Source organism: Fibrella aestuarina BUZ 2, from assembly GCF_000331105.1.
Lineage (GTDB): Bacteria > Bacteroidota > Bacteroidia > Cytophagales > Spirosomataceae > Fibrella > Fibrella aestuarina.
Map to the genome: position 1 here is coordinate 6,043,625 of NC_020054.1, position 19,779 is coordinate 6,063,403.

Below are 19,779 nucleotides of genomic sequence, written 5' to 3' on the forward strand. Positions count from 1 at the left end.
TGCAGTTTAGCAATAGACCTATATTACAAATATGTACACGAGCCATGTAGCAAACAAAATAAAAGCAAACTAAATGCTAAAACTATGCAGTGCATTTTCCTTGTACAGTCACAAGCTTTCCCACTTTGAGACGATACCGGCTTTTTCGTACAACTCGCTGAGCGATAGCTGCACCTGCCGCATGTCTTTCCAGTCCTTCAGCATAACACCCAGCGTTTGTTCGATGATGGCTTTGTCGAGATGGTCGATGTGGAGGGCGGCGAGGGCCATGGCCCAATCGAGGGTTTCGGCAATGCCGGGCGTTTTTTCGAGCCGCAGCGACCGCACCGCCTGCATGAACGCCGTGATGGGCCGGGCCAACGCCTCGTCGATGTCGGGAACTTTGGCCAGGATGATGCTCAGTTCCTTGTCGTAATCGGGATAGTCGATGTAGAGGTACAGGCAGCGGCGGCGCAGCGCTTCCGACAATTCGCGAACGCGGTTGCCCGTCACGACGACGTGGGGGATGTGCGTGGCCCGGATAGTGCCGATTTCGGGAATGGTAATCTGCCAGTCGGACAGCAGTTCGAGCAGGAAACTCTCAAAATCTTCGTCGGCCCGGTCTACTTCGTCGATCAGCAGGACGGGGGCTTTCGGGTGTGTGATGGCCTGCAACAGCGGGCGTTTGAGCAAAAACGTATCCGAAAACAGCGTCTCTTCCAGTGCGGGCAACGTACCTGATGCCTCGGTTTGATCCGCTGGCGGGGTGGTGATCGCCCCGTTCAGTTCCAGCAGCTTCAGGTGCAGGAGCTGCCGCTGGTAATTCCATTCATACAGGGCGTGGTTGGCGTCGAGCCCTTCGTAGCACTGAAGTCGGATCAGGTCGGTGTTCAGCGCCCGCGCCATTACCTTGGCAATCTCAGTTTTCCCCACGCCCGCCGGCCCTTCAATCAGCAGCGGCTTGTTGAGCCGCAGGGCCAGAAAGACCGACATGACGATCTGTGGATCGGTCTGATAGCCCTGGTTTTCGAGCAATGTCTGAATGGATTCGCGGGTGTGTTGCGGCATGGGATAAAGATGGGAACGCAGATGACACGGATAGCTGGATTTGCACGGATTTTTAGGATACGCCTGGCTTACTGACCCATGCAATGCCAAAATCCGTGCAAATCCACTCTATCTGTTTCATCCACGTTCTAGTTGTCAATTAACGGCTTGCATCGCCCGTTTGAGGTACACGTTGGCCAGGTGCTTCCGGTATTCTTCGGAGGCGTAATGGTCCGACATGATCGACACGCCGGTGGCGGCATCGGCCTCCTGCCCGGCCTTCAGTTTCTCTTCAGCAGCTTTGTCGCGGAAGGGTGCTTCCGACACGCCCGAAAACGCCACGCGCAGGCTACCGTCGGCCTGTTTGACCACGGCACACCCCACAATGGCGTAGCGGGAAGCGGGTTGAGAAAACTTCTGGTACGTCATTTTCGCGCCCGCCTGGATGGGGACACGTACCTGCGTGATCAGTTCGTTTTCGTGCAGCGCCGTGCTGAACAGCCCCGTAAAAAACTGCTCGGCTTTCACCGACCGGCTGCCCGACGGCCCCTGCAACACCAGCGTGGCGTCAGCGGCAATGACCATCGCGGGCCAGTCGGCCGAGGGGTCGGCGTGGGCAAGAGAACCGCCGATAGTGCCCCGGTTGCGCACCGCCGGATCGCCGATATGGCTCGCCCCGTCGGCAAACATGGGTAGGTGTTGTTGCACCAATGGCGAGCTTGCAATGGCACCGTGGGTGGTGCCCGCCCCGATCACAAGTTCGTTGCCATCGACCGAGATGCCTTTGAGTTCCTCAAGACGCCCCACATCGACCAGCGTGTCGGGGGCGTTGAGGCGGAGTTTCATGGCGGGGATGAGGCTGTGTCCACCCGACAGGGCTTTGCCGCCATCGGCCAGCAGCGCCACCGCATCGGCCACGCTGTTAGCCCGTTTATATTGGAAAGGGTATGTTATCATGGGGAAAAGTCATTTATGGTCATTATGTGGTCATTCGTAGTCATTGATGGTCATTAATTGTTTTTTACAACGAATGACAATCAATGACTACGAATGACCACATAATGACGTTTCATCAATTCATGGCTCGCCAGACGCGTTCGGGGGTTAGCGGCATCAGGATGTCTTTGACCTGATGACCACCACTCCAGAGGGCGTCGATGACGGCGTTGACCACGGCGGGCGTGGACCCGATGGCTCCCGCTTCGCCCGCGCCTTTGACACCCAGCGGATTGTGCGGGCAGGGAGTTTCCTGTCGGTCAGTTTCAAACATCGGCAGGTCGTCGGCGCGGGGCATGCAGTAGTCCATGTAGGAGCCGTTGGTGAGCTGGGCGTTCTCGTCGTAAATCGTGCCTTCCAGCAACGCCTGTCCGATCCCCTGCGCCAGACCGCCATGGATCTGCCCTTCCACTATCATCGGGTTGATCACGTTCCCGACGTCGTCGACGGCGATCATGCGTTTCAGATCGACTTTGCCGGTTTCTTTATCGACCTCCACCACAGCGATGTGACAACCAAACGGGTACGTGAAGTTAGCCGGATCATAGAAGCTGGAGAAATCGAGGCCGGGTTCCAGACCAGCGGGGTACACGTGGGGTACGTAGGCAGTCAGGGCCACGTCGCCGAACCCGATGCTCTTGTCGGTGCCTTTCACCGTCCATTTGCCTTCGGCGTACTCAAGGTCGCCCTCGGCGCATTCGAGCTTGTGGGCCGCGATCTTGGCGCCTTTTTCCAGCACCTTGTCGATGCTCTTCATGATGGCCGAACCACCCACCGCCAGCGAGCGCGAGCCATACGTACCCATGCCAAACGCCAGCGCGTCGGAGTCGCCATGCACCAGATCGACGTCTTCCATCGGGATACCGAGTTTATCGGCCACCACCTGCACGAACGTGGTTTCGTGCCCCTGCCCGTGCGAGTGCGAGCCGGTAAACACACTCACCTTACCCGTGGGCTGCACCCGCACCTGCGCCGATTCATAGAGACCGGCCCGGGCACCCAACGCACCGACCACCGCCGAGGGCGCAATGCCGCAAGCTTCCACGTAGGTCGAGAAACCAACGCCGAGCAGTTTGCCGTTGTTAGCCGCTTCTTTCTGGGCTTTCCGGAAGTCGTCGTAGCCCAGCATGTCGAGGCCGCGCTGCAGAACGGGGGCGTAGTTGCCCGAATCGTACTGAAGCGCCACCTGCGTCTGATAACCCGGTTGCTCCACACCGTCGAAGGGCGGAATGAAGTTCTGGAACCGAAGCTGAGCCGGGTCTTTGCCCATTTCGAGCGCGGCCAGATCGATCAGGCGTTCGAGCAGGTACGTTGCCTCGGGCCGGCCCGCGCCCCGGTAGGCATCCACCGCCACGGTATGCGTGAACACGCAGGTCATGTCGATGTTGATCTTGGGCGTGGTATACAGGCCCTGCAACAGCGTGCCGTGCAGGTACGTGGGTACGGCCGGCGCAAACGTCGACAGGTACGCGCCCATGTTGGCGACGGTTTTGATGCGTAGTCCCACGATGTTTCCCTCCGCGTCGAAGCCCATTTCGGCTTTGGTCACGTGGTCGCGGCCGTGTGCATCCATCAAAAACGCCTCCGACCGATCCGACGTCCATTTGACGGGCTGCCCGAGTTGTTTCGATGCCCAGGTTACGAGCGCTTCTTCGGTATAATGGTAAATTTTTGAGCCGAAACCACCGCCCACGTCGGGGCCCAGCACGCGCACTTTGTGTTCGGGAATGCCCAGCACGAAAGCGCACATCAGCAGCCGGATCAGGTGCGGATTCTGGGTCGAGGTGTAGAGCGTGTATTTGTCCGACACCTCGTCGTAAGACCCGATGTAGGCGCGGGGTTCCATCGCGTTGGGCACTACCCGCTGGTTCACAAATTCGAGCGTGGTCGTGTGCGCAGCCGTTTCCATGGCGGCATCGACTTCTTCGATGGGGTTACCAAAGGTCCAGTCGAAAGCTACGTTATCCGGGAACTGCTCGTGCACTTTGGGTGCGTCGGGCCTGAGCGCCTCGGCTGGATTGGCCACGGCGGGCAGTTCGTCCCACTCGACAATCACCGACTCGGCGGCATCGGTGGCAATGGCCCTGCTTTCGGCAATGATAACAGCGACCGGGTCACCCGCGTGTTTGACGGTGTCGCCCGTGCCCACCAGTAGCGGGTGCTTGGGCTCGCGCATGGTCTCGCCGTTGCGGAAGTTCACCTGCCAGCCACAAGGCACCCCGTTGACGTCTTTCACGTCGTCGCCGGTGAAAATAGCCACGACCCCTTCCATGGCGGCGGCTTCCGAGCTGTCGATGCTCACCACGCGGGCATGGGCGTAGGGGCTCCGGACGAAGTGGGCATGCAGCATCCCAGGCAGCACAATATCGTCGGTATACCGGCCTTTGCCGGTCACGAATCGCTTGTCTTCCAGCCGCTTCACCGACTGGCCAATGAATTTATTGCTCATGGTTTTGGGAAATGTCATTAGGTGATCATTGGTGGTCAGTAATGGCCATTCGCTGTTTTTACAATGAATGACCACTACTGACCATCAATGACCCTAGTTTCAATGTGTTTCGACAACCTCGCCGGTTGTTACGTCATTGGTGAACAGATGCTCGTCGGCGATGACCGGCTCTTCCTGCTGATTGGGCTCCGGTTTAGTGCCATGCGTAGCGGCCCATTGGATCGACTTCACGATGTTGTGGTAGCCGGTGCAGCGGCAGATGTTCCCCTCGAGTGCCTCGCGGATCTCGTGTTCCGAGGGGTTGGGGTTGCGTTTGAGCAAATCCGCCGCGGTCATAATCATGCCGGGCGTGCAGAAACCGCATTGCAGGCCGTGGCATTCTTTGAAGCCTTCCTGCAACGGGTGCAGTTGCGTGGTGGTCGGGCTATCCTGGATGGCCAGGCCTTCGATCGTGGTGACGGCGCACCCATCGACCTGCGCCGCCAGCAGGGTACAACTCTTCACGGCAGCCCCATCCAGGTGCACCGTACAGGCTCCACACGACGAGGTATCGCAGCCAACGTGGGTGCCTGTCAGGCGCAGGTGTTCGCGCAGAAAATCGACCAGCAACGTCCGGTCGTCGACGTCCGCTTTCCGGACTTTACCGTTCACGGTTACTTCTATCTTCATGAGGAATAAGGGATTATTCTAATGGACAATGAATAATGGATGATGTACAATGGCGGAACAATGCACAAGGGCCTCGCTCAGGTCCAGACGAAGCCCTTGTGCATTGTGCATTGGTTATTGTGCATTCGCTACGGCGCCTTCCAAGTTTTCGAAGAATTGCTTCGTCAGGGTGGTGGCTACGCCGGAGATGACGCGCTGACCCGTACGGGCCAACAGGCCCGACAATCGGGCGTTGCCATCGAATGATACTTCGGTCTGGTTATCGCCGACCGGTTTGAGCGCCATGTTCACGGTGGCGTCGGCGTTGCCGATTTTGCTGTTCTGCTTTACCAGCAGCGTATAGCCTTCATTTTCGCGGATGTCGGCCAGGGACAGCGACCCCGAAAACGACCCACTGACGGGTCCCAGCTTGATCTCGGCGATGGCTTTGTACTCGTTTTCAGCGACCTTTTCGAGGCGCGACACGGCGGGCACAATCTGCGCCAGCACGTCGGTATCCATCAACATAGCCCAAATGGTTTGCACGGGCGCGTTGACAACATGGGAACCAGTAAGTTGCATACGTATGTAAAAAAGGGTAAAGGCCGCTCTTGGCTGTAAAAGGTATAAATATGCAATTATTTAATTATAATTTTTCGATAACCAGTAATATACTTTCATAAACGATAGTGAACGGACTTGCCACCAACTTCTGGTCTTCGTAGCCCATGCACACACTCCCCTTTTATCTGGTCGATGTCTTTGCCGCTGCCCCATATCAGGGCAATCAACTGGCCGTATTCGATGCCCGGCGGGCGACGGCTTTAGCGACCAAAGCCATGCAAGCGATGGCCCGCGAGATTAACTTTCAGGAGACGACTTTCATCACGGGCGGCTCGCTCGAAGCGGGGTTCGATGTGCGCATTTTTACGCCGGAATACGAAGTGCCTTTCGCAGGGCACCCCACGCTGGGTACGTCGTGGGTGATTGCCAACCGCCTGCTTCAGACCGGGCCGGTGCCGCTGACGTTGCAACTGGGCGTGGGGCCGATCCGGGTACGTTGGGAAGGCGACACGCCCTGGCTCACCGCCGCCCAACCCCGTTTCGGCCCGACCTACGCACCTGCTGACGTGGCGCAATTGCTCAACCTGCCGCCCGATACGATCGATGACGGGTGGGCGATCGAGTGGGTAAGTACCGGGCTGAATTACGTGATTGTGCCGCTGCGTTCGCTGGACGCACTACGCCGGGTTCGGCTGGATGTGGGTACATTCGAGGCGTGGTTGCTGCGGCATCAATTGCACAAAACCAACAGTCCAGACCGGCTTCATACTTCGCTGTACGTAGTCAGCCAGGAAACGTATGCTCCTCACAATCAGCTAACAGCGCGGATGTTCTGCTTTGAGCAGGGTAAGGTAGCCGAAGACCCGGCTACGGGCAGCGCGGGTTCGTGCCTGCTGGCCTATCTGCTCAAAAACGGCATTTACGGAGATGGTGCCGTTCAGGTACGTGTCGAGCAAGGCTACGAAGTTGGCCGACCGTCGTTGCTGGAACTCGCGGGCTCCATCGTCGAGCCAGGTACGTATGACTTACAGGTTGGTGGGCAGGTGCAGTATGTCGCAGCGGGCGAGTGGACGCTGTCAAACCTTATAGGTCTTTAAAGACCTATAAGGTTTGACGGGTTTACAACACCCCCCGTTTCATTTCCCGGACGGCGTGATCGACGGCGCGGGCGGTGAGGGCCATGTAGGTGAGCGACGGGTTTACGCAGGAGGCCGACGCCATGCTGGCCCCGTCGGTAACAAACACATTCGTGCAGGCGTGGACCTGGTTATGGGCGTTCAGCACCGACGTTTTGGGGTCGCGGCCCATGCGCGCCGTCCCCATTTCGTGCACCGTCGAGCGGATGGCGCGGGGCGGATCGGACGTGATCTGTTGACAACCGATCTGCTCGAGCATGGTGCGGCCTTCGCGCACGGCATCGGCCATCATGGCGTAGTCGTTGGCCGACCAGTTAAAATCAATTTCGGGCACGGCCAGGCCCCACTTGTCGCGGACTGTGGCGCTAGGCCGAACGCGGTTGTTGGGGTCGGGCAGCATCTCGCCGAAAGCCGTCAGCCCGAGGCTCCAATGGTCGGCAGGGTACGGCAGGGAATCTTTCCAGGCCGCGCCGAAAGCCTGCCCGTCGACGGGTGTATTCACGTCGATGCGCGGACGACTCCCTCCACCCTGATAGTTGTAGCCGCGCCGGAAATCGGCATGCTGCTGAGTGACGTTCCGAAAGCGGGGGACGTAGATGCCGTTGGCGCGGCGACCGTAGGTGTACTGGTCCAGAAAACCGTCGTAGCGGCCACCCACGCTGATTTTCGAGTGCGTCACCAGGTTGCGGCCCAGTTGGTCCGAATCATTACCCAGGCCGTTGGGAAAACGCGGCGAGGTTGACTGTTGCAGGATCATCGTGGTCGAAATCGTGCTGGCGTTCACGAAGATCAGCCGGGCCTGGTAGGCATGCATGGCACCCGTTTCGGCGTCGAGCACCTCTACGCCCGTCGCCCGTTTTTTGGCGTCGTCATACAGCAACCGCGTCACGATGCTGTAAGGGCGCAGCGTAAGGCGGCCCGTGGCGGCGGCTACCGGCAGGGTAGCGGCGTTGCTGCTGAAATACCCCCCAAACGGACAACCCCGGTCGCAGGCGTTCCGAAACTGGCAGGGGCCGCGCCCCAGCTTGGGCGCCGTCAGGTTAGCCACGCGCCCGATGATGAGCCGGCGATCGGCATAGGTTTTGGCGATCTGCATGGCGGCGTGTTTCTCCACGCAGTTCATCGCCATCGGGGGCAAGAATTCGGGGCTGTCGGGCAGGTGCGGCAGCCCTTCCTTCGACCCGCTGATGCCCACGAATTTCTCCACGTAGGTATACCACGGTTCGATGTCTTTGTAGCGGATGGGCCAGTCAACACCGTGACCGTCGCGGAGGTTATCGCCAAAGTCGAGGTCGCTCCAGCGGTAACACTGCCGCCCCCACGTCAGCGACCGCCCACCGACCTGATGCCCCCGCGCCCACACGAAATCTTCGTTCTGCGTCTGGACATAGGGGCTATCGATTTCGCTGACGTAAAATCCTTTGTTGTATTCGTCGACGCCATAGTTGCGCGACGTAAGGCGGTAGGCGTCGGCTTCAGCGACCGTTTTACGCCCCCGGTGCGGCATCTCCCAACTCGGTGTCAGCGCGGTTTTGTAATCGTTGATGTGTTCGATGGGTCGGCCGCGTTCGAGCAGCAGCACGCGCAGGCCTTTCTGCGTAAGCTCTTTGGCGGCCCAGCCACCGCTGATTCCCGAGCCGATCACGATGGCGTCGTACCGATTGGCCGCGTGGGTACGTTGAGCAAACGGAGGAGCGGGCGAAGCAGACATAGCGGTGGGGTTTGGGTCAAAAGAGGCGACTAACCAATGTCTAATGATCAAAACGAAACGGTTCAGCCAGACATTGCCGAAACAGGGCATAGTCTAGCTGAACCGTTTTTCTACTGAGCCAGAACGGCTTAGTCGCGCAGGCTGCTCAGGTACGTCTTGTTGCCGTTCTTATTGATGTAATATTTACCACCGCGCGGGCCAGTCATTACCGGTTCGCCATTCGGGCCTTTCATCGAGCGATCAACAGGGGCCTTATAGTCGGCGGGCGTGGCTTTGGTTTCGGCCTTTGCCATTGATTTGGCCGCCTTTTTATCCGCCTTATCAGCCAGTAGTTCTTTGTCTTTTTTGCCCGTTTTGTCGGCTTTGGTCATGCCGTCGGCTTTATCGGCCGCTTTGGCCATTTTCTTTTCTTCTTTCTGGGTCTTCTTCTCTTCCTTTTCAGCCTTTTTCTCGGCTTTAGCGGCTTTCTTTTCTTCCTTGGCTACGCTGGCCGCCACGGGGTCGCCTTCGGCTTTCGCCTTTTTCTTGTCGGCTTTGGCTTCTTTCTTATCCGCCTTAGCCTCCTTCTTGTCTTCTTTCTCGGCCTTCTTATCGGCCTTTTCTTTCTTGGCCTTCTCTTTCTTCGGTTTATCGTCCTGAGCAGGGGCGTTAATGGCAACGAGCAACCCAAGCAGCAGAGTCAGCACTGGCAGTAATCTTTTCATGGTTTTTGACGGTTTAGTACGTGTACTTTTTACTCAAGTACTCAGACGGCAAGGTGGACGAAAAGTTGCAGGATCGCAATGACTTAAGCAGAATTTAAGCCGGCTAACCAACAGCCAGACAGGTTGATCGGGAGCCTCTTTTTTGCTCGCCTTACCCCGCCGAGACGAGGCGCGATAGCCCCCGGTCGACTACCCGCCTTTACCGCCTTTTTTGTATCTTTACGTAGTCGACCACAGCTTATCCGCCGTATGCTTTTTGATGCCACACCCCTTCCCGTAACCCAGTCAGCCATGCCGCAGGGCTCCGTTGCCGACCCCGCGGTTTACCTGAAACGGTACTACGGTTACGACCGCTTCCGGCCCATGCAGGAGGCCGTGATCCGGTCTATTCTGAGCGGGCGCGATACGGTAGTGCTGATGCCGACGGGCGGGGGCAAGTCGGTCTGTTTTCAGATTCCGGCCCTGATGCAGCCCGGCCTGTGCGTGGTGGTGTCGCCGCTGATTGCGCTGATGAAAGATCAGGTCGAGGCTATGCACCTCAATGGCATTGCGGCGGCCTACATCAACAGTTCGCAGGGCGCGAAGGAAATCCGGGCGGTGGAAGAAAACTGCCGCAAAGGCCAGATCAAACTGCTCTACGTGTCGCCCGAAAAGCTGCTTTCGGAGTCGTTTTACACGTTTCTGAACAGCCTCAAACTCTCCATGTTCGCCATCGACGAAGCGCACTGCATTTCGTCGTGGGGGCATGATTTCCGACCTGAATACACGCAGTTGAACACGCTGCGGCGGTGGTTTCCCAACGTACCCATCATCGCGCTCACGGCTACTGCCGACCGCCTCACGCGGCAGGACATCGCCGACCGGCTCGCCATGCATGACCCGGCGGTTTTCATCGACTCGTTTAACCGCACGAACCTGAGTTTGCAGGTGCTGCCCGGCACCAATCGCATCGGGCAGATTGCCAAGCTGCTGAGCCTTAAACCCGACACGTCGGGCATTATCTATTGCCTCAGCCGCAAGTCGTGTGAGTCGGTAGCGGCCAAATTGATCGAGAAGGGCTACTCGGCGGCTTACTACCACGCGGGGATGGACCCCAACGAACGCGCCCGCGTGCAGGAGGCCTTTCTGCGCGACGACGTGCGGATTATGTGCGCTACCATCGCCTTCGGGATGGGCATCGACAAGAGCAACGTGCGCTGGGTGATGCACTACAACATGCCCAAGAACATCGAGGGTTATTACCAGGAAATTGGCCGTGCCGGGCGTGATGGGCTTCCGTCGCAGACGGTGCTGTTTTACAGCTTCGCCGACGTAGCCACCTACAAGGACATGCTGACGGAGAACAACCCGGCCAACCTACAGGTGCAACTGGCGAAGCTGGAACGGATGCAGCAGTATGCCGAAGCCAACACCTGCCGGCGGCAGATTCTCCTCTCCTATTTCTCGGAACAACTGGCCGAACCCTGCGGCAACTGCGACGTGTGCCGCAACCCGCGCGTAACGTTCGACGCCACCGTATTGGCCCAGAAAGCGCTGTCGGCCATTATTCGGCTGGGTGAGCGCGTGCCGATGAACACGCTGATCGACGTGCTACGGGGCTCGCGCAACTACGCCATCGTATCGCAGGGGTACGACAAAATCAAAACCTACGGCGCCGGGGCCGACCTGAAGTTTGAGGAGTGGCGCAACTACCTGCATCAGCTCATCAATATCGGCGTGATTGAGATCGCCTACGAAAACCACTACGCCCTGCGGAAAGGGTTGCTGGCCGACGACGTGCTGTTCAAAGGCAAAACCATCAGCCTCGTCCGGCCCGACGACGTACCCAAGCCGGTGGTTGAAAAAGCGACTCGTACCCGTACCGAAGGCACGCGCGACGACCTGTTCGAGCGGCTGCGGGCGCTGCGCAAACGCATTGCCGACGCGCAGAACGTGCCCCCCTACGTGGTTTTCACCGACTCGACGCTGGAAGACATGGCCCGGCAGCGACCCACTACGCCCGACGCCTTCCGAAACGTGTCGGGGGTGGGCGAACGCAAACTGGAGATGTTTGGCGAGGCCTTCCTAGACGAGATTACGGCTTATGTCGGCGTCAGCAGGGGCACGAGTCAGGTACGTAGCGAGGTGCCGAGCCGGTCGCGCGAGGTGGCGAAGCCCAAAGGAACCACCCAGCAAATGACGTTCGAACTTTACCAGCAGGGCCTGACTATCGACCAGATTGCCAAGGCGCGCGAACTGGGCCCGTCCAGCATCGCCAACCACCTGATTCAACTCAATCGGGGCGGCTACGACGTTGATCTGGAACGCCTGATCACCCCCGCCGAACGCCGCGCCATCGAGGCCGCGATTGCCACCGTCGGCATCGAAGACAATCGCACCAAGCCCGTTTTTGATCACCTCGAAGGCAAGTACGACTACGGCAAAATCAACCTGACGATTGCGTTAATGGAGCGGTAGTTATGGCCAGCCATACCTCACTGGCGTAGGAAGTTGCCCGACTCGATCAATCGGGGATGACCGTCAGTTTTGAGGTAGATGTACATCTGGCAACGTACCTGACCAAGGTGCGCCTGTCCGTTGCTCATCTGCACCGGTACCTCGCGGCGGGCGTACTCATCGTCGGGGTGGTTTTGAATACCTTCGTAGTCATCGAGGCGGGTCAGGATGGTATCATCCGTGAGTTCATAGACGTCGCCCCAGACCCGGTAGATGCCGTCGGGTTCATAAGTGGCGCCGGGATACCAGCCGAGGTCAAACAGACGGCCAGGTACGTTGCCATGCCCAATCAACTGCGCGTGTTGCCGCAGCAAATCGGCCATCGGGTTGTCGTTACCGCTACGTAGCGTTCCGTAAACAAATAAATTCATGCTAGCGATTTAGGGCTTTCAATCTACATGAAAATCGAATGCCGTTGCTAGGTAGCCCTAAACCATCTTACGACCATCAACCGGAAACCTATCTGCGCCAAGCAACCTTATACGATTATGGAAGCCAACGAACGGAACACCGAACCGCCCCAAACCCGCCATAGTCAACGCCTACCGACGCTGCTATCGGCGTTGCATCTGCTGTATGTGGGCCGGGCATTGGCAGGCTTCGTGGCCGACGAGCAATCGCCCCCGCCACCGGTCGAACTCGACGTTGTCGACGCGACGATCGAAGCGTTTACCGACGAAATCCGCGCGACTGAACTACTGCACGAAGCGGCCATTTTGGTGGGTGACCTGGCCTGACGTCCCTGTCGAGCACAACAAAAATCCCCATGAATCACGCCAGCCGATCGCCGATGTGATTCATGGGGATTTTTTGTCTTCCGAAGCTGTGCTTAGCGCACCAGCTCCATCAAGTCTTTGTCGTTGACTTCTTTACGCACGTCGGCCATGTCGAGGAACTGCTTGTACAAACCGTCGAGCGTTGGTTTGTCGTAGCGATAGCCGAGCAGTTCGAGGCGGTGCTTGAGTGCATGCCGGCCCGAACGCGCCGTGAGGATAATCGACGACTTATCGACACCCACGTCGGTGGGGTTCATAATTTCGTAGGTCTCCGAGTTTTTCAGGTGGCCGTCCTGGTGAATGCCCGATGAGTGCGCGAAGGCATTACGCCCGACAATCGCCTTGTTGGCCTGTACCGGCATCCGCATCATGCCCGACACTAGTTGACTAACGGGATAAAGCCGTTTGGTATCCACGCCCGTTTCGAAGCCCAGCTCGCGGTGCACTTTCATGGCCATCACGACTTCTTCGAGCGAGGTATTGCCCGCCCGTTCGCCAATGCCGTTAATCGTACATTCGATCTGCCGCGCGCCGTTCATGATCCCCGCCAGCGAGTTGGCCGTTGCCAGGCCAAGGTCGTTGTGGCAGTGAATCGAGATCGTTGCCTTGTCGACGTTGGGTACGTTGTTGTAAATGTAGTTGATCTTCGCGCCGTATTGGTCGGGCAGGCAATAGCCCGTTGTGTCGGGGATATTGACGACCGTTGCGCCCGCCGCGATTACGGCTTCGGTGAGGCGACAAAGGAAATCCAGATCGGCCCGCCCGGCGTCTTCAGCGTAGAATTCGACATCCTCCACATACGTACGGGCGTGTTTGACGGCCCGCACCGCCTGCTCCAGAATGGCGTCGCGGGTGCTGTTGAACTTGTTCCGAATATGAATGTCTGAAGCACCAATGCCGGTATGAATCCGGCCACGCTTCGCGAGTTTCAGGGCTTCACCCGCCGCATCGATATCACCAATGACGGCCCGCGACAGCGCGCAGACTGTTGGGTTGGTCACCGCCTTGGAAATCTCAACCACCGACCGAAAGTCGCCGGGGCTCGATACTGGGAAGCCCGCTTCAATGATGTCTACGCCCAGTAGCTCCAGCTCTTTAGCAACCGTTACCTTCTCTTCCGTAGTTAACTGGCAACCAGGCACTTGCTCGCCGTCGCGCAGGGTAGTATCAAAGATATAAATGCGTTCGCTCATGGGGACAATCAGACAGTGGTTTTTGTTAGCGAAATTTCGCTGTATGCGTAATTGCGCTACAAAAATAAGCGAGCGATTATTTTTTCAAAATTGAGCGAGTGGATTTTTTGGCAAATAAAACGAGCAACGGGTCAGCAACGACGTTTGATCGAAAGGCCAACTTGCCTGATCAACGCCTCGCTAACCCGTTGCTCGTTGGTTTGGGTTCACTTACAGCTTCGCCAGCAGGGCCTCGCCCATGGCCGACGTACCCAGCAATTTATCGGCTGGGGTATCGGCGTCGGCAATGTCGCGGGTGCGGTAGCCTTCTTTCAGCACCGCATCGACAGCCGCAATGACGGCCTCGGCTTCGGCTTTCATGCCGAACGAAATGTCGAGCAGCAGCGCCGCCGACAATACCGACGCCAGCGGGTTAGCTACACCTTTACCCGTAATGTCGTGGGCCGACCCGTGGATGGGTTCATACACGCCCGTGCTGTCGCCCACCGACGCCGACGCGAGCATGCCCATCGAGCCAGCGATTTGTGAGGCTTCGTCGGTCAGGATGTCGCCGAAGAGGTTGCCTGTCACTACCACGTCGAAGCGTTTGGGATCTTTGATGAGCAGCATCGCCGCCGCATCGATGAACTGGTGCTCCACCTCCACGTCGGGGTATTCGGGCGTGAGGGCCTGCACCACTTCGCGCCACAGGCGGCTGCTTTCCAGCACATTGGCCTTGTCGACACTCATCAGTTTTTTGCGCCGGGTACGTGCCGCCTCGAACGCTTTCCGCACAATCCGCTCCACTTCGTATTTGTGGTAGATCATCAGATCCGAGGCCGTGCTGCGGTCTTCCGAGCGCGTCTTCTCGCCAAAATACACGTCACCGGTCAGCTCGCGGAAGAACAGAATATCAGCCCCTTGCAGGATTTCGGGCTTGATGCTCGACGAGCTGAGCAGTTCGTCGAACAGCTTGATCGGGCGCAGATTGGCGTAGAGACCCAACTCTTTCCGCATCTGCAACAGCCCCTGCTCGGGCCGCACCTTGGCCGAGGGGTCGTTGTCGTATTTGGGGTGCCCCACCGCTCCGAACAGGACGGCGTCGGCCGCCCGCATTTTTTCGAGCGTCTCGGCCGGAAGAGCGGCACCAGTGGCTTCAATGGCGACGTGGCCGATCAGGGCTTCGTCGTAGGTGAATTCATGACCAAATTTCTGGGCAATGGTTTCCAGCACCTGCTTACCTACGGCGGTTACTTCGGCTCCGATCCCATCGCCGGGCACTACGAGAATGTGTTTTTTCATGAGAGAAATGGCATTGGTGGTCATTAGCCTTCGGCGTCATTTGCTGCGCGTCATTCATGGTCATTCGTTGTAAAAAGCAATCAATGACTATCAATGACGCGCAGCAAATGACGCCGAAGGCTAATGACCCCCTCTTTATTCTAAACTGTTCAGCATTTTTTGTGTCGCTTTGATGGCCGACACGGTTTGGTCGGAGTCGAGGCCGCGGGTTTTGAAGGCGCGGCTGTTCACTTTCCAGGTAATAATGGTTTCACAAAGGGCGTCGGTGCGGCCACCCGTCGGGATACGAACGGCGTAGTCGGTCAGTTCGGGCAGCGTCATGTTCTTCAGCGCGTAGATCTTCTTCAGCGCATTCATAAACGCGTCGTACTGCCCGTCGCCCTGCGCGCTTTCTTCAAACTGTTCGGCATCGATACGTACCTGAAGCGTCGCCTGCGGTTTCAGGCCTTTGGCTTTCGTCAGGGCGTAGTTCAGCACCTCCACGCGGGCCGTCGTGTTGGTTTGGCCCAGCACATCGGCGATGATGTAGGGCAGGTCTTCGCGGGTAATCTGCTCTTTCTGATCGCCCAACTCGATCACGCGCTGCGTCACCTTTTTCAGGTCGTCGTCGGGCAGTTGGATACCCAGTTCGCGCAGGTTGTTCTCGATGTTAGCCTTCCCCGACGTTTTGCCCAGCGCGTAGCTGCGGGTACGTCCGAAGCGCTCCGGCGTCAGGTCGTTGAAGTACAGGTTGTTCTTTTTGTCGCCATCGGCATGAATGCCGGCCGTTTGGGTAAATACGTTGTCGCCAACGACGGGCTTGTTGTCGGGCACGCGCAGGCCCGAAAACGTCTCGACCAGCTTGCTGATTTCGTACAATGACCCTTCCACGATGCCCAATTCGACCTGATCGGCCATGAAATCGCGTAGCACGGCGATGGTGCTCGCCATCGGGGCGTTACCGGCCCGTTCGCCCAGTCCATTTACGGTCAGATGCAGGCCGTGTGCCCCCGCCCGGATCGCCTCCATCACGTTGGCCACGCTCAGGTCGTAGTCGTTGTGCGCGTGGAAATCAAAATGCAGCGCCGGGTAGCGGTTCACCAGTTCGTGCACAAACGCGTAGGACTCGGCGGGCGTCAGTACCCCCAGCGTATCGGGCAGCAACACGCGCCGGATGGGCTGCGTTTGCAGAAAATCGAGGTACTGCCGCACATAGTCGGGCGAGTGGCGCATGCCGTTGCTCCAGTCTTCCAGGTACGCGTTGACGGTGATGCCCGCCCGTTGCGCGCCGTCGATCGCCTGTGCGATGTCGGCAAAATGCTGCGTTGGCGTTTTCTTAAGCTGATGCGTCAGGTGGTTGAGCGAGCCTTTGGTAAGCAGGTTCATCACCCGCGCGCCCGAGGCCTGCATCCAGTCGAGCGAGGCTTGGCCGTCGACAAACGTCAGCACTTCAACCCGGTCGAGCAGGCCTGCGCTATCGGCCCAGCGGGTAATCTGCTGCACCGCTTCCAGTTCACCCGCCGACACCCGCGCCGAAGCAACCTCCACGCGGTCGACCTTCACTTCGGTCAGCAGCAACTGCGCCATCGCCAGCTTTTCCGAAGCCGAAAAAGACACGCTGCTGGTTTGCTCCCCATCGCGGAGAGTCGTGTCCATGATTTCAATATAACGCATGGTGGGAAGTGGGGAATGAATAGTGTAGGATGGAGACTGTATAATGAGCTGACCCAAATGCACTCATAGGCACCCATTATACAGTCTCCATCCTACACTATTCATTCTTTTAAAACGGTCTCGTTTCGGCGAACTGCTCAATCTCCTGCTTCATCGACAGCAGGTAGTCGATGTCGTCGTAACCATTGATGAGGTTGTCCTTCTTGTAACCGTTGATGGTGAAGCCCTCCTGCTCACCCGTGGCAACCAGCGTGATGGTCTGCTCGGGCAGGTTTACCTCCAGTTCGGTGTCGGGATCGGCCTCGATGGCGGCGAAGATTTTGTCGGCAAACTCGGCGCTCACCGTTACGGGCAGAATGCCAACGTTGAGGCAGTTGTTCTTGAAGATATCGGCGAAAAAGCTCGACACCACGCACCGGAACCCGTAGTCGTAGATGGCCCAGGCGGCGTGCTCACGGCTTGACCCGCTGCCGAAATTTTTGCCTCCGACCAGAATCTTACGGGCTATTCCCTCGCTTGAGTACGTCGGGTTATTCAGCACGAAATCGGCCTTGGGGGTATTGTCGGCGTTGTAGCGCCAATCGCGGAAGAGGTTGTCGCCGAAGCCTTTGCGTTCGGTCGCTTTCAGGAAGCGAGCGGGTATGATCTGGTCCGTATCGACGTTCTCGATGGGCATCGGGACGGCCGCGCTACGGAGCACGGTAAATTTATCGTAAGCCATAGGGAAATGTCATTTGTGGTCATTACGCTGCGCTGTCCTTAACTAGTCATTCGTAGAAAACCAATAGATGACTACTTAATGGCCATCTAATGACAGCGAAGCGTGATGACATTTAGATAAACTCTCTTGGGTCTGTCACAACGCCCGTTACGGCGGCGGCGGCGGCGACCAGGGGGCTAGCGAGCAGTGTGCGGGCGCCGGGACCCTGACGGCCTTCGAAGTTGCGGTTGGAAGTTGAGACCGCGTATTTACCCGCCGGAACCTTGTCTTCGTTCATGGCGAGGCAGGCCGAACAACCCGGTTGCCGCAGGGCGAAACCAGCCTCGGTCAGGATGTCGAGAATACCTTCTTCCTTGATCTGCGCTTCCACGATATGCGACCCCGGCACGAGCCAGGCCGTTACGTTGTCGGCTTTCCGGCGGCCTTTCACAATCGAGGCAAACGCCCGGAAGTCTTCGATGCGGCCGTTGGTGCAGCTGCCGAGGAACACGAAGTCGATGGGTTTACCGATCATCGAGTCGTTTTCGGCAAAGCCCATGTAGTTCAGCGACTTCTGGTAGCTGGCGGCGCCATCCTGCTGATCGGCTGCCAGCGGAATGTGTTTGGTCACACCAGTACCCATGCCGGGGTTAGTGCCGTAGGTAATCTGCGGCTCAATGTCGGCGGCGTCGAACGTCAGGTCGTTGTCGAAGGTAGCGCCCTCGTCGGTGGTTAGCGACTCCCAATACGGAACGAGCTTATCCCAGGCCTCCCCTTTTGGCGCCAGATCACGGCCCTTCAGGTACGTTAGCGTAGTAGCGTCGGGGGCGATCATACCACCGCGCGCGCCCATTTCGATGCTCATGTTACAGACCGTCATGCGGCCTTCCATGCTCATGTTGCGGAACACATCGCCGGCGTATTCCACGAAATAGCCCGTGGCACCACTCGCCGAAATCTGCGCGATGATATACAGGGCTACGTCTTTCGGCAACACACCTTTACCCAGCGTACCATTCACCGAAATCCGCATTTTTTTGGGCTTAGGCTGCATGATGCACTGCGAAGCCAGCACCATCTCGACCTCCGACGTACCGATACCGAACGCGATAGCCCCGAAGGCCCCGTGCGTAGAGGTATGCGAGTCGCCGCAGACGATGGTCATGCCGGGCAGGGTAATGCCGTTTTCGGGGCCTACGACGTGGACGATCCCGTTTTTCTGGTGGCCTAGGCCCCAGTGCGAGATGTTGTATTTGTTGGCGTTCCGTTCCAGTGCGGCCAGTTGATTGGCCGAGAGCGGGTCGGCAACGGGCAGGTGCTGGTTGAGAGTCGGCGTGTTGTGGTCGGCGGTGGCGTAGGTACGTTGCGAAAACAACACCGACGCGCCCCGGCCTTCCAGTCCCAGAAAGGCCACCGGGCTGGTGACTTCGTGGATGAAATGGCGGTCAATGAACAGCACATCGGGGCCATCCTCAATGTGCCGGATGACGTGCGCGTCCCAAACCTTATCAAACAGGGTTTGTGGAGTACTCATAAGCTTGTAGCGGTTTATAGCTACAAAATTGACTAATTCCGGGAAGTACCCCATCCCGGCTTTCGCCCAAGAAATAGCGATTTTAGCTCACTGTATTAAGCGAAACTTAAAACTATATTACGTACGAAGTTTACCACCACTCTTGCATCCAGGCTTCAGAAACCTGGCGGGCTTTGGCCATGTCGTCGACAACAACAATCAGTTGATTGGCATGATCGCTGTACTGGGTTAAAATTGAAACACCCGCATCGGCCAGTCGTCGGCAAAACATTCCCAACTGCCCCGGCACATCTTGCCTTAATTTCTGAATGATCACGTCGTTGATCCGAACTACCTCGATGCCAACAGCTTCCAGAACAGCCCTGGCCCTATCGGCTTCTTCAACCAGAAAATGAGCAGTAGCCTGTTGCCCGTCGGTGAAAACCGCACCTCCTTCAAGGCTGATCTGATGCTTACCCAACGTTTCGCCCAACAGGGCCAGTGAGCCGACCCGATTGGGCAGGTAAATTTCTACGTCTTTCATTAGTGCTGTTCGTTATGAATGACCTGACTATCCAGGGGAGCCTGTTCGCGTTCAGTCATCCCGTAATCTCGCAGTACACTGGCTACCCGGAGCCGGTAATGCTCGAATACTGATTCACGCCCCTGTTTCTGCGCTATCCGATGCTTCTCCATAGCCCGCCATTGACTGATGGCGGACTCATCCTGCCAGAACGACAGTGATAACACCTTTTTGGGGTTTGTCAAGCTTTGAAATCGCTCAATAGCGATAAAGCCGGGCAGCTTACTGAGTTCAGGCCGCAGTTCGGCGGCAATATCCAGGTATTCATCCCACTTTCCTTCAGCAGGAAACGCTTCAAATAATACGGCTATCATTTTGTGCTATTTGTTTGCCCAAAGAAAGCAGGTGGT

The 19,779-nt window shown here is 57.7% G+C and carries 18 protein-coding genes; 3 read left to right on the forward strand and 15 right to left on the reverse strand.

All coding sequences use genetic code 11. From position 1 onward, the window contains the following. Window positions 1–108: 108 nt before the first annotated feature. From FAES_RS25010 to FAES_RS25030, 5 genes are all read right to left on the reverse strand, one after another. Window positions 109–1,047 (reverse strand): AAA family ATPase, encoded by a 939-nt coding sequence (locus FAES_RS25010; RefSeq protein ID WP_015333992.1) that lies wholly within the window; start codon window positions 1,045–1,047, stop codon window positions 109–111. 135 nt (window positions 1,048–1,182) lie between these two features. Then, complete coding sequence (locus tag FAES_RS25015) at window positions 1,183–1,983, reverse strand: FAD binding domain-containing protein (RefSeq protein WP_015333993.1); 801 nt, start codon at window positions 1,981–1,983, stop codon at window positions 1,183–1,185. A 115-nt stretch (window positions 1,984–2,098) separates the two neighbouring features. Next, window positions 2,099–4,489 (reverse strand): xanthine dehydrogenase family protein molybdopterin-binding subunit, encoded by a 2,391-nt coding sequence (locus tag FAES_RS25020; RefSeq protein ID WP_015333994.1) that lies wholly within the window; start codon window positions 4,487–4,489, stop codon window positions 2,099–2,101. Window positions 4,490–4,570: 81 nt separating this feature from the next. Continuing rightward, window positions 4,571–5,140 (reverse strand): (2Fe-2S)-binding protein, encoded by a 570-nt coding sequence (locus FAES_RS25025; RefSeq protein ID WP_015333995.1) that lies wholly within the window; start codon window positions 5,138–5,140, stop codon window positions 4,571–4,573. A gap of 114 nt (window positions 5,141–5,254) precedes the next feature. Beyond that, complete coding sequence (locus FAES_RS25030) at window positions 5,255–5,701, reverse strand: SRPBCC family protein (protein ID WP_015333996.1); 447 nt, start codon at window positions 5,699–5,701, stop codon at window positions 5,255–5,257. A 146-nt stretch (window positions 5,702–5,847) separates the two neighbouring features. Between FAES_RS25030 and FAES_RS25035 the strand changes: the two genes are divergently transcribed. Then, window positions 5,848–6,780 carry a PhzF family protein gene (locus FAES_RS25035; RefSeq protein ID WP_015333997.1) on the forward strand — a complete coding sequence of 311 codons (933 nt, stop codon included), beginning with the start codon at window positions 5,848–5,850 and terminating at the stop codon, window positions 6,778–6,780. A gap of 22 nt (window positions 6,781–6,802) precedes the next feature. Here FAES_RS25035 and FAES_RS25040 read toward each other — a convergent pair whose 3' ends face one another. Then, complete coding sequence (locus FAES_RS25040) at window positions 6,803–8,530, reverse strand: GMC oxidoreductase (protein WP_148289445.1); 1,728 nt, start codon at window positions 8,528–8,530, stop codon at window positions 6,803–6,805. Between the two features lie 128 nt (window positions 8,531–8,658). After that, window positions 8,659–9,234 carry a hypothetical protein gene (locus FAES_RS25045; protein ID WP_015333999.1) on the reverse strand — a complete coding sequence of 192 codons (576 nt, stop codon included), beginning with the start codon at window positions 9,232–9,234 and terminating at the stop codon, window positions 8,659–8,661. 249 nt (window positions 9,235–9,483) lie between these two features. Here FAES_RS25045 and recQ point away from each other — a divergent pair, with 249 nt between their 5' ends. Next, on the forward strand, window positions 9,484–11,691 hold the full coding sequence (gene recQ, locus FAES_RS25050; protein ID WP_015334000.1) for a DNA helicase RecQ: 2,208 nt from the start codon (window positions 9,484–9,486) through the stop codon (window positions 11,689–11,691). A 17-nt stretch (window positions 11,692–11,708) separates the two neighbouring features. On the opposite strand, the gene FAES_RS25055 is transcribed toward recQ, so the two are convergent. Beyond that, window positions 11,709–12,101: a gamma-glutamylcyclotransferase family protein gene (locus FAES_RS25055; RefSeq protein WP_015334001.1), complete on the reverse strand. Its 393-nt coding sequence runs from the start codon at window positions 12,099–12,101 to the stop codon at window positions 11,709–11,711. A gap of 117 nt (window positions 12,102–12,218) precedes the next feature. Between FAES_RS25055 and FAES_RS25060 the strand changes: the two genes are divergently transcribed. Beyond that, window positions 12,219–12,467 carry a hypothetical protein gene (locus tag FAES_RS25060; RefSeq protein ID WP_015334002.1) on the forward strand — a complete coding sequence of 83 codons (249 nt, stop codon included), beginning with the start codon at window positions 12,219–12,221 and terminating at the stop codon, window positions 12,465–12,467. A 92-nt stretch (window positions 12,468–12,559) separates the two neighbouring features. On the opposite strand, the gene FAES_RS25065 is transcribed toward FAES_RS25060, so the two are convergent. The 7 genes from FAES_RS25065 to FAES_RS25095 form a co-directional block, all read right to left on the reverse strand. Beyond that, entirely contained in the window at window positions 12,560–13,699 is a 1,140-nt protein-coding gene (locus FAES_RS25065; protein ID WP_015334003.1) for a 2-isopropylmalate synthase, read from the reverse strand. 210 nt (window positions 13,700–13,909) lie between these two features. Continuing rightward, window positions 13,910–14,980, reverse strand: coding sequence for a 3-isopropylmalate dehydrogenase (gene leuB, locus FAES_RS25070; RefSeq protein WP_041259468.1), 1,071 nt, complete (start codon window positions 14,978–14,980; stop codon window positions 13,910–13,912). A gap of 135 nt (window positions 14,981–15,115) precedes the next feature. Then, window positions 15,116–16,633: a hydroxymethylglutaryl-CoA lyase-like TIM-barrel protein gene (locus FAES_RS25075; RefSeq protein ID WP_015334005.1), complete on the reverse strand. Its 1,518-nt coding sequence runs from the start codon at window positions 16,631–16,633 to the stop codon at window positions 15,116–15,118. Between the two features lie 109 nt (window positions 16,634–16,742). Then, window positions 16,743–17,354: a 3-isopropylmalate dehydratase small subunit gene (leuD, locus tag FAES_RS25080; protein ID WP_015334006.1), complete on the reverse strand. Its 612-nt coding sequence runs from the start codon at window positions 17,352–17,354 to the stop codon at window positions 16,743–16,745. Window positions 17,355–17,466: 112 nt separating this feature from the next. Next, window positions 17,467–18,867 (reverse strand): 3-isopropylmalate dehydratase large subunit, encoded by a 1,401-nt coding sequence (gene leuC, locus FAES_RS25085; RefSeq protein ID WP_041258383.1) that lies wholly within the window; start codon window positions 18,865–18,867, stop codon window positions 17,467–17,469. A 130-nt stretch (window positions 18,868–18,997) separates the two neighbouring features. Beyond that, window positions 18,998–19,390: a hypothetical protein gene (locus FAES_RS25090; protein ID WP_015334008.1), complete on the reverse strand. Its 393-nt coding sequence runs from the start codon at window positions 19,388–19,390 to the stop codon at window positions 18,998–19,000. Next, window positions 19,390–19,743: an antibiotic biosynthesis monooxygenase family protein gene (locus tag FAES_RS25095; RefSeq protein ID WP_015334009.1), complete on the reverse strand. Its 354-nt coding sequence runs from the start codon at window positions 19,741–19,743 to the stop codon at window positions 19,390–19,392. Before FAES_RS25095 ends, FAES_RS25090 begins: the two co-directional genes overlap by 1 nt. Window positions 19,744–19,779 lie beyond the last annotated feature (36 nt).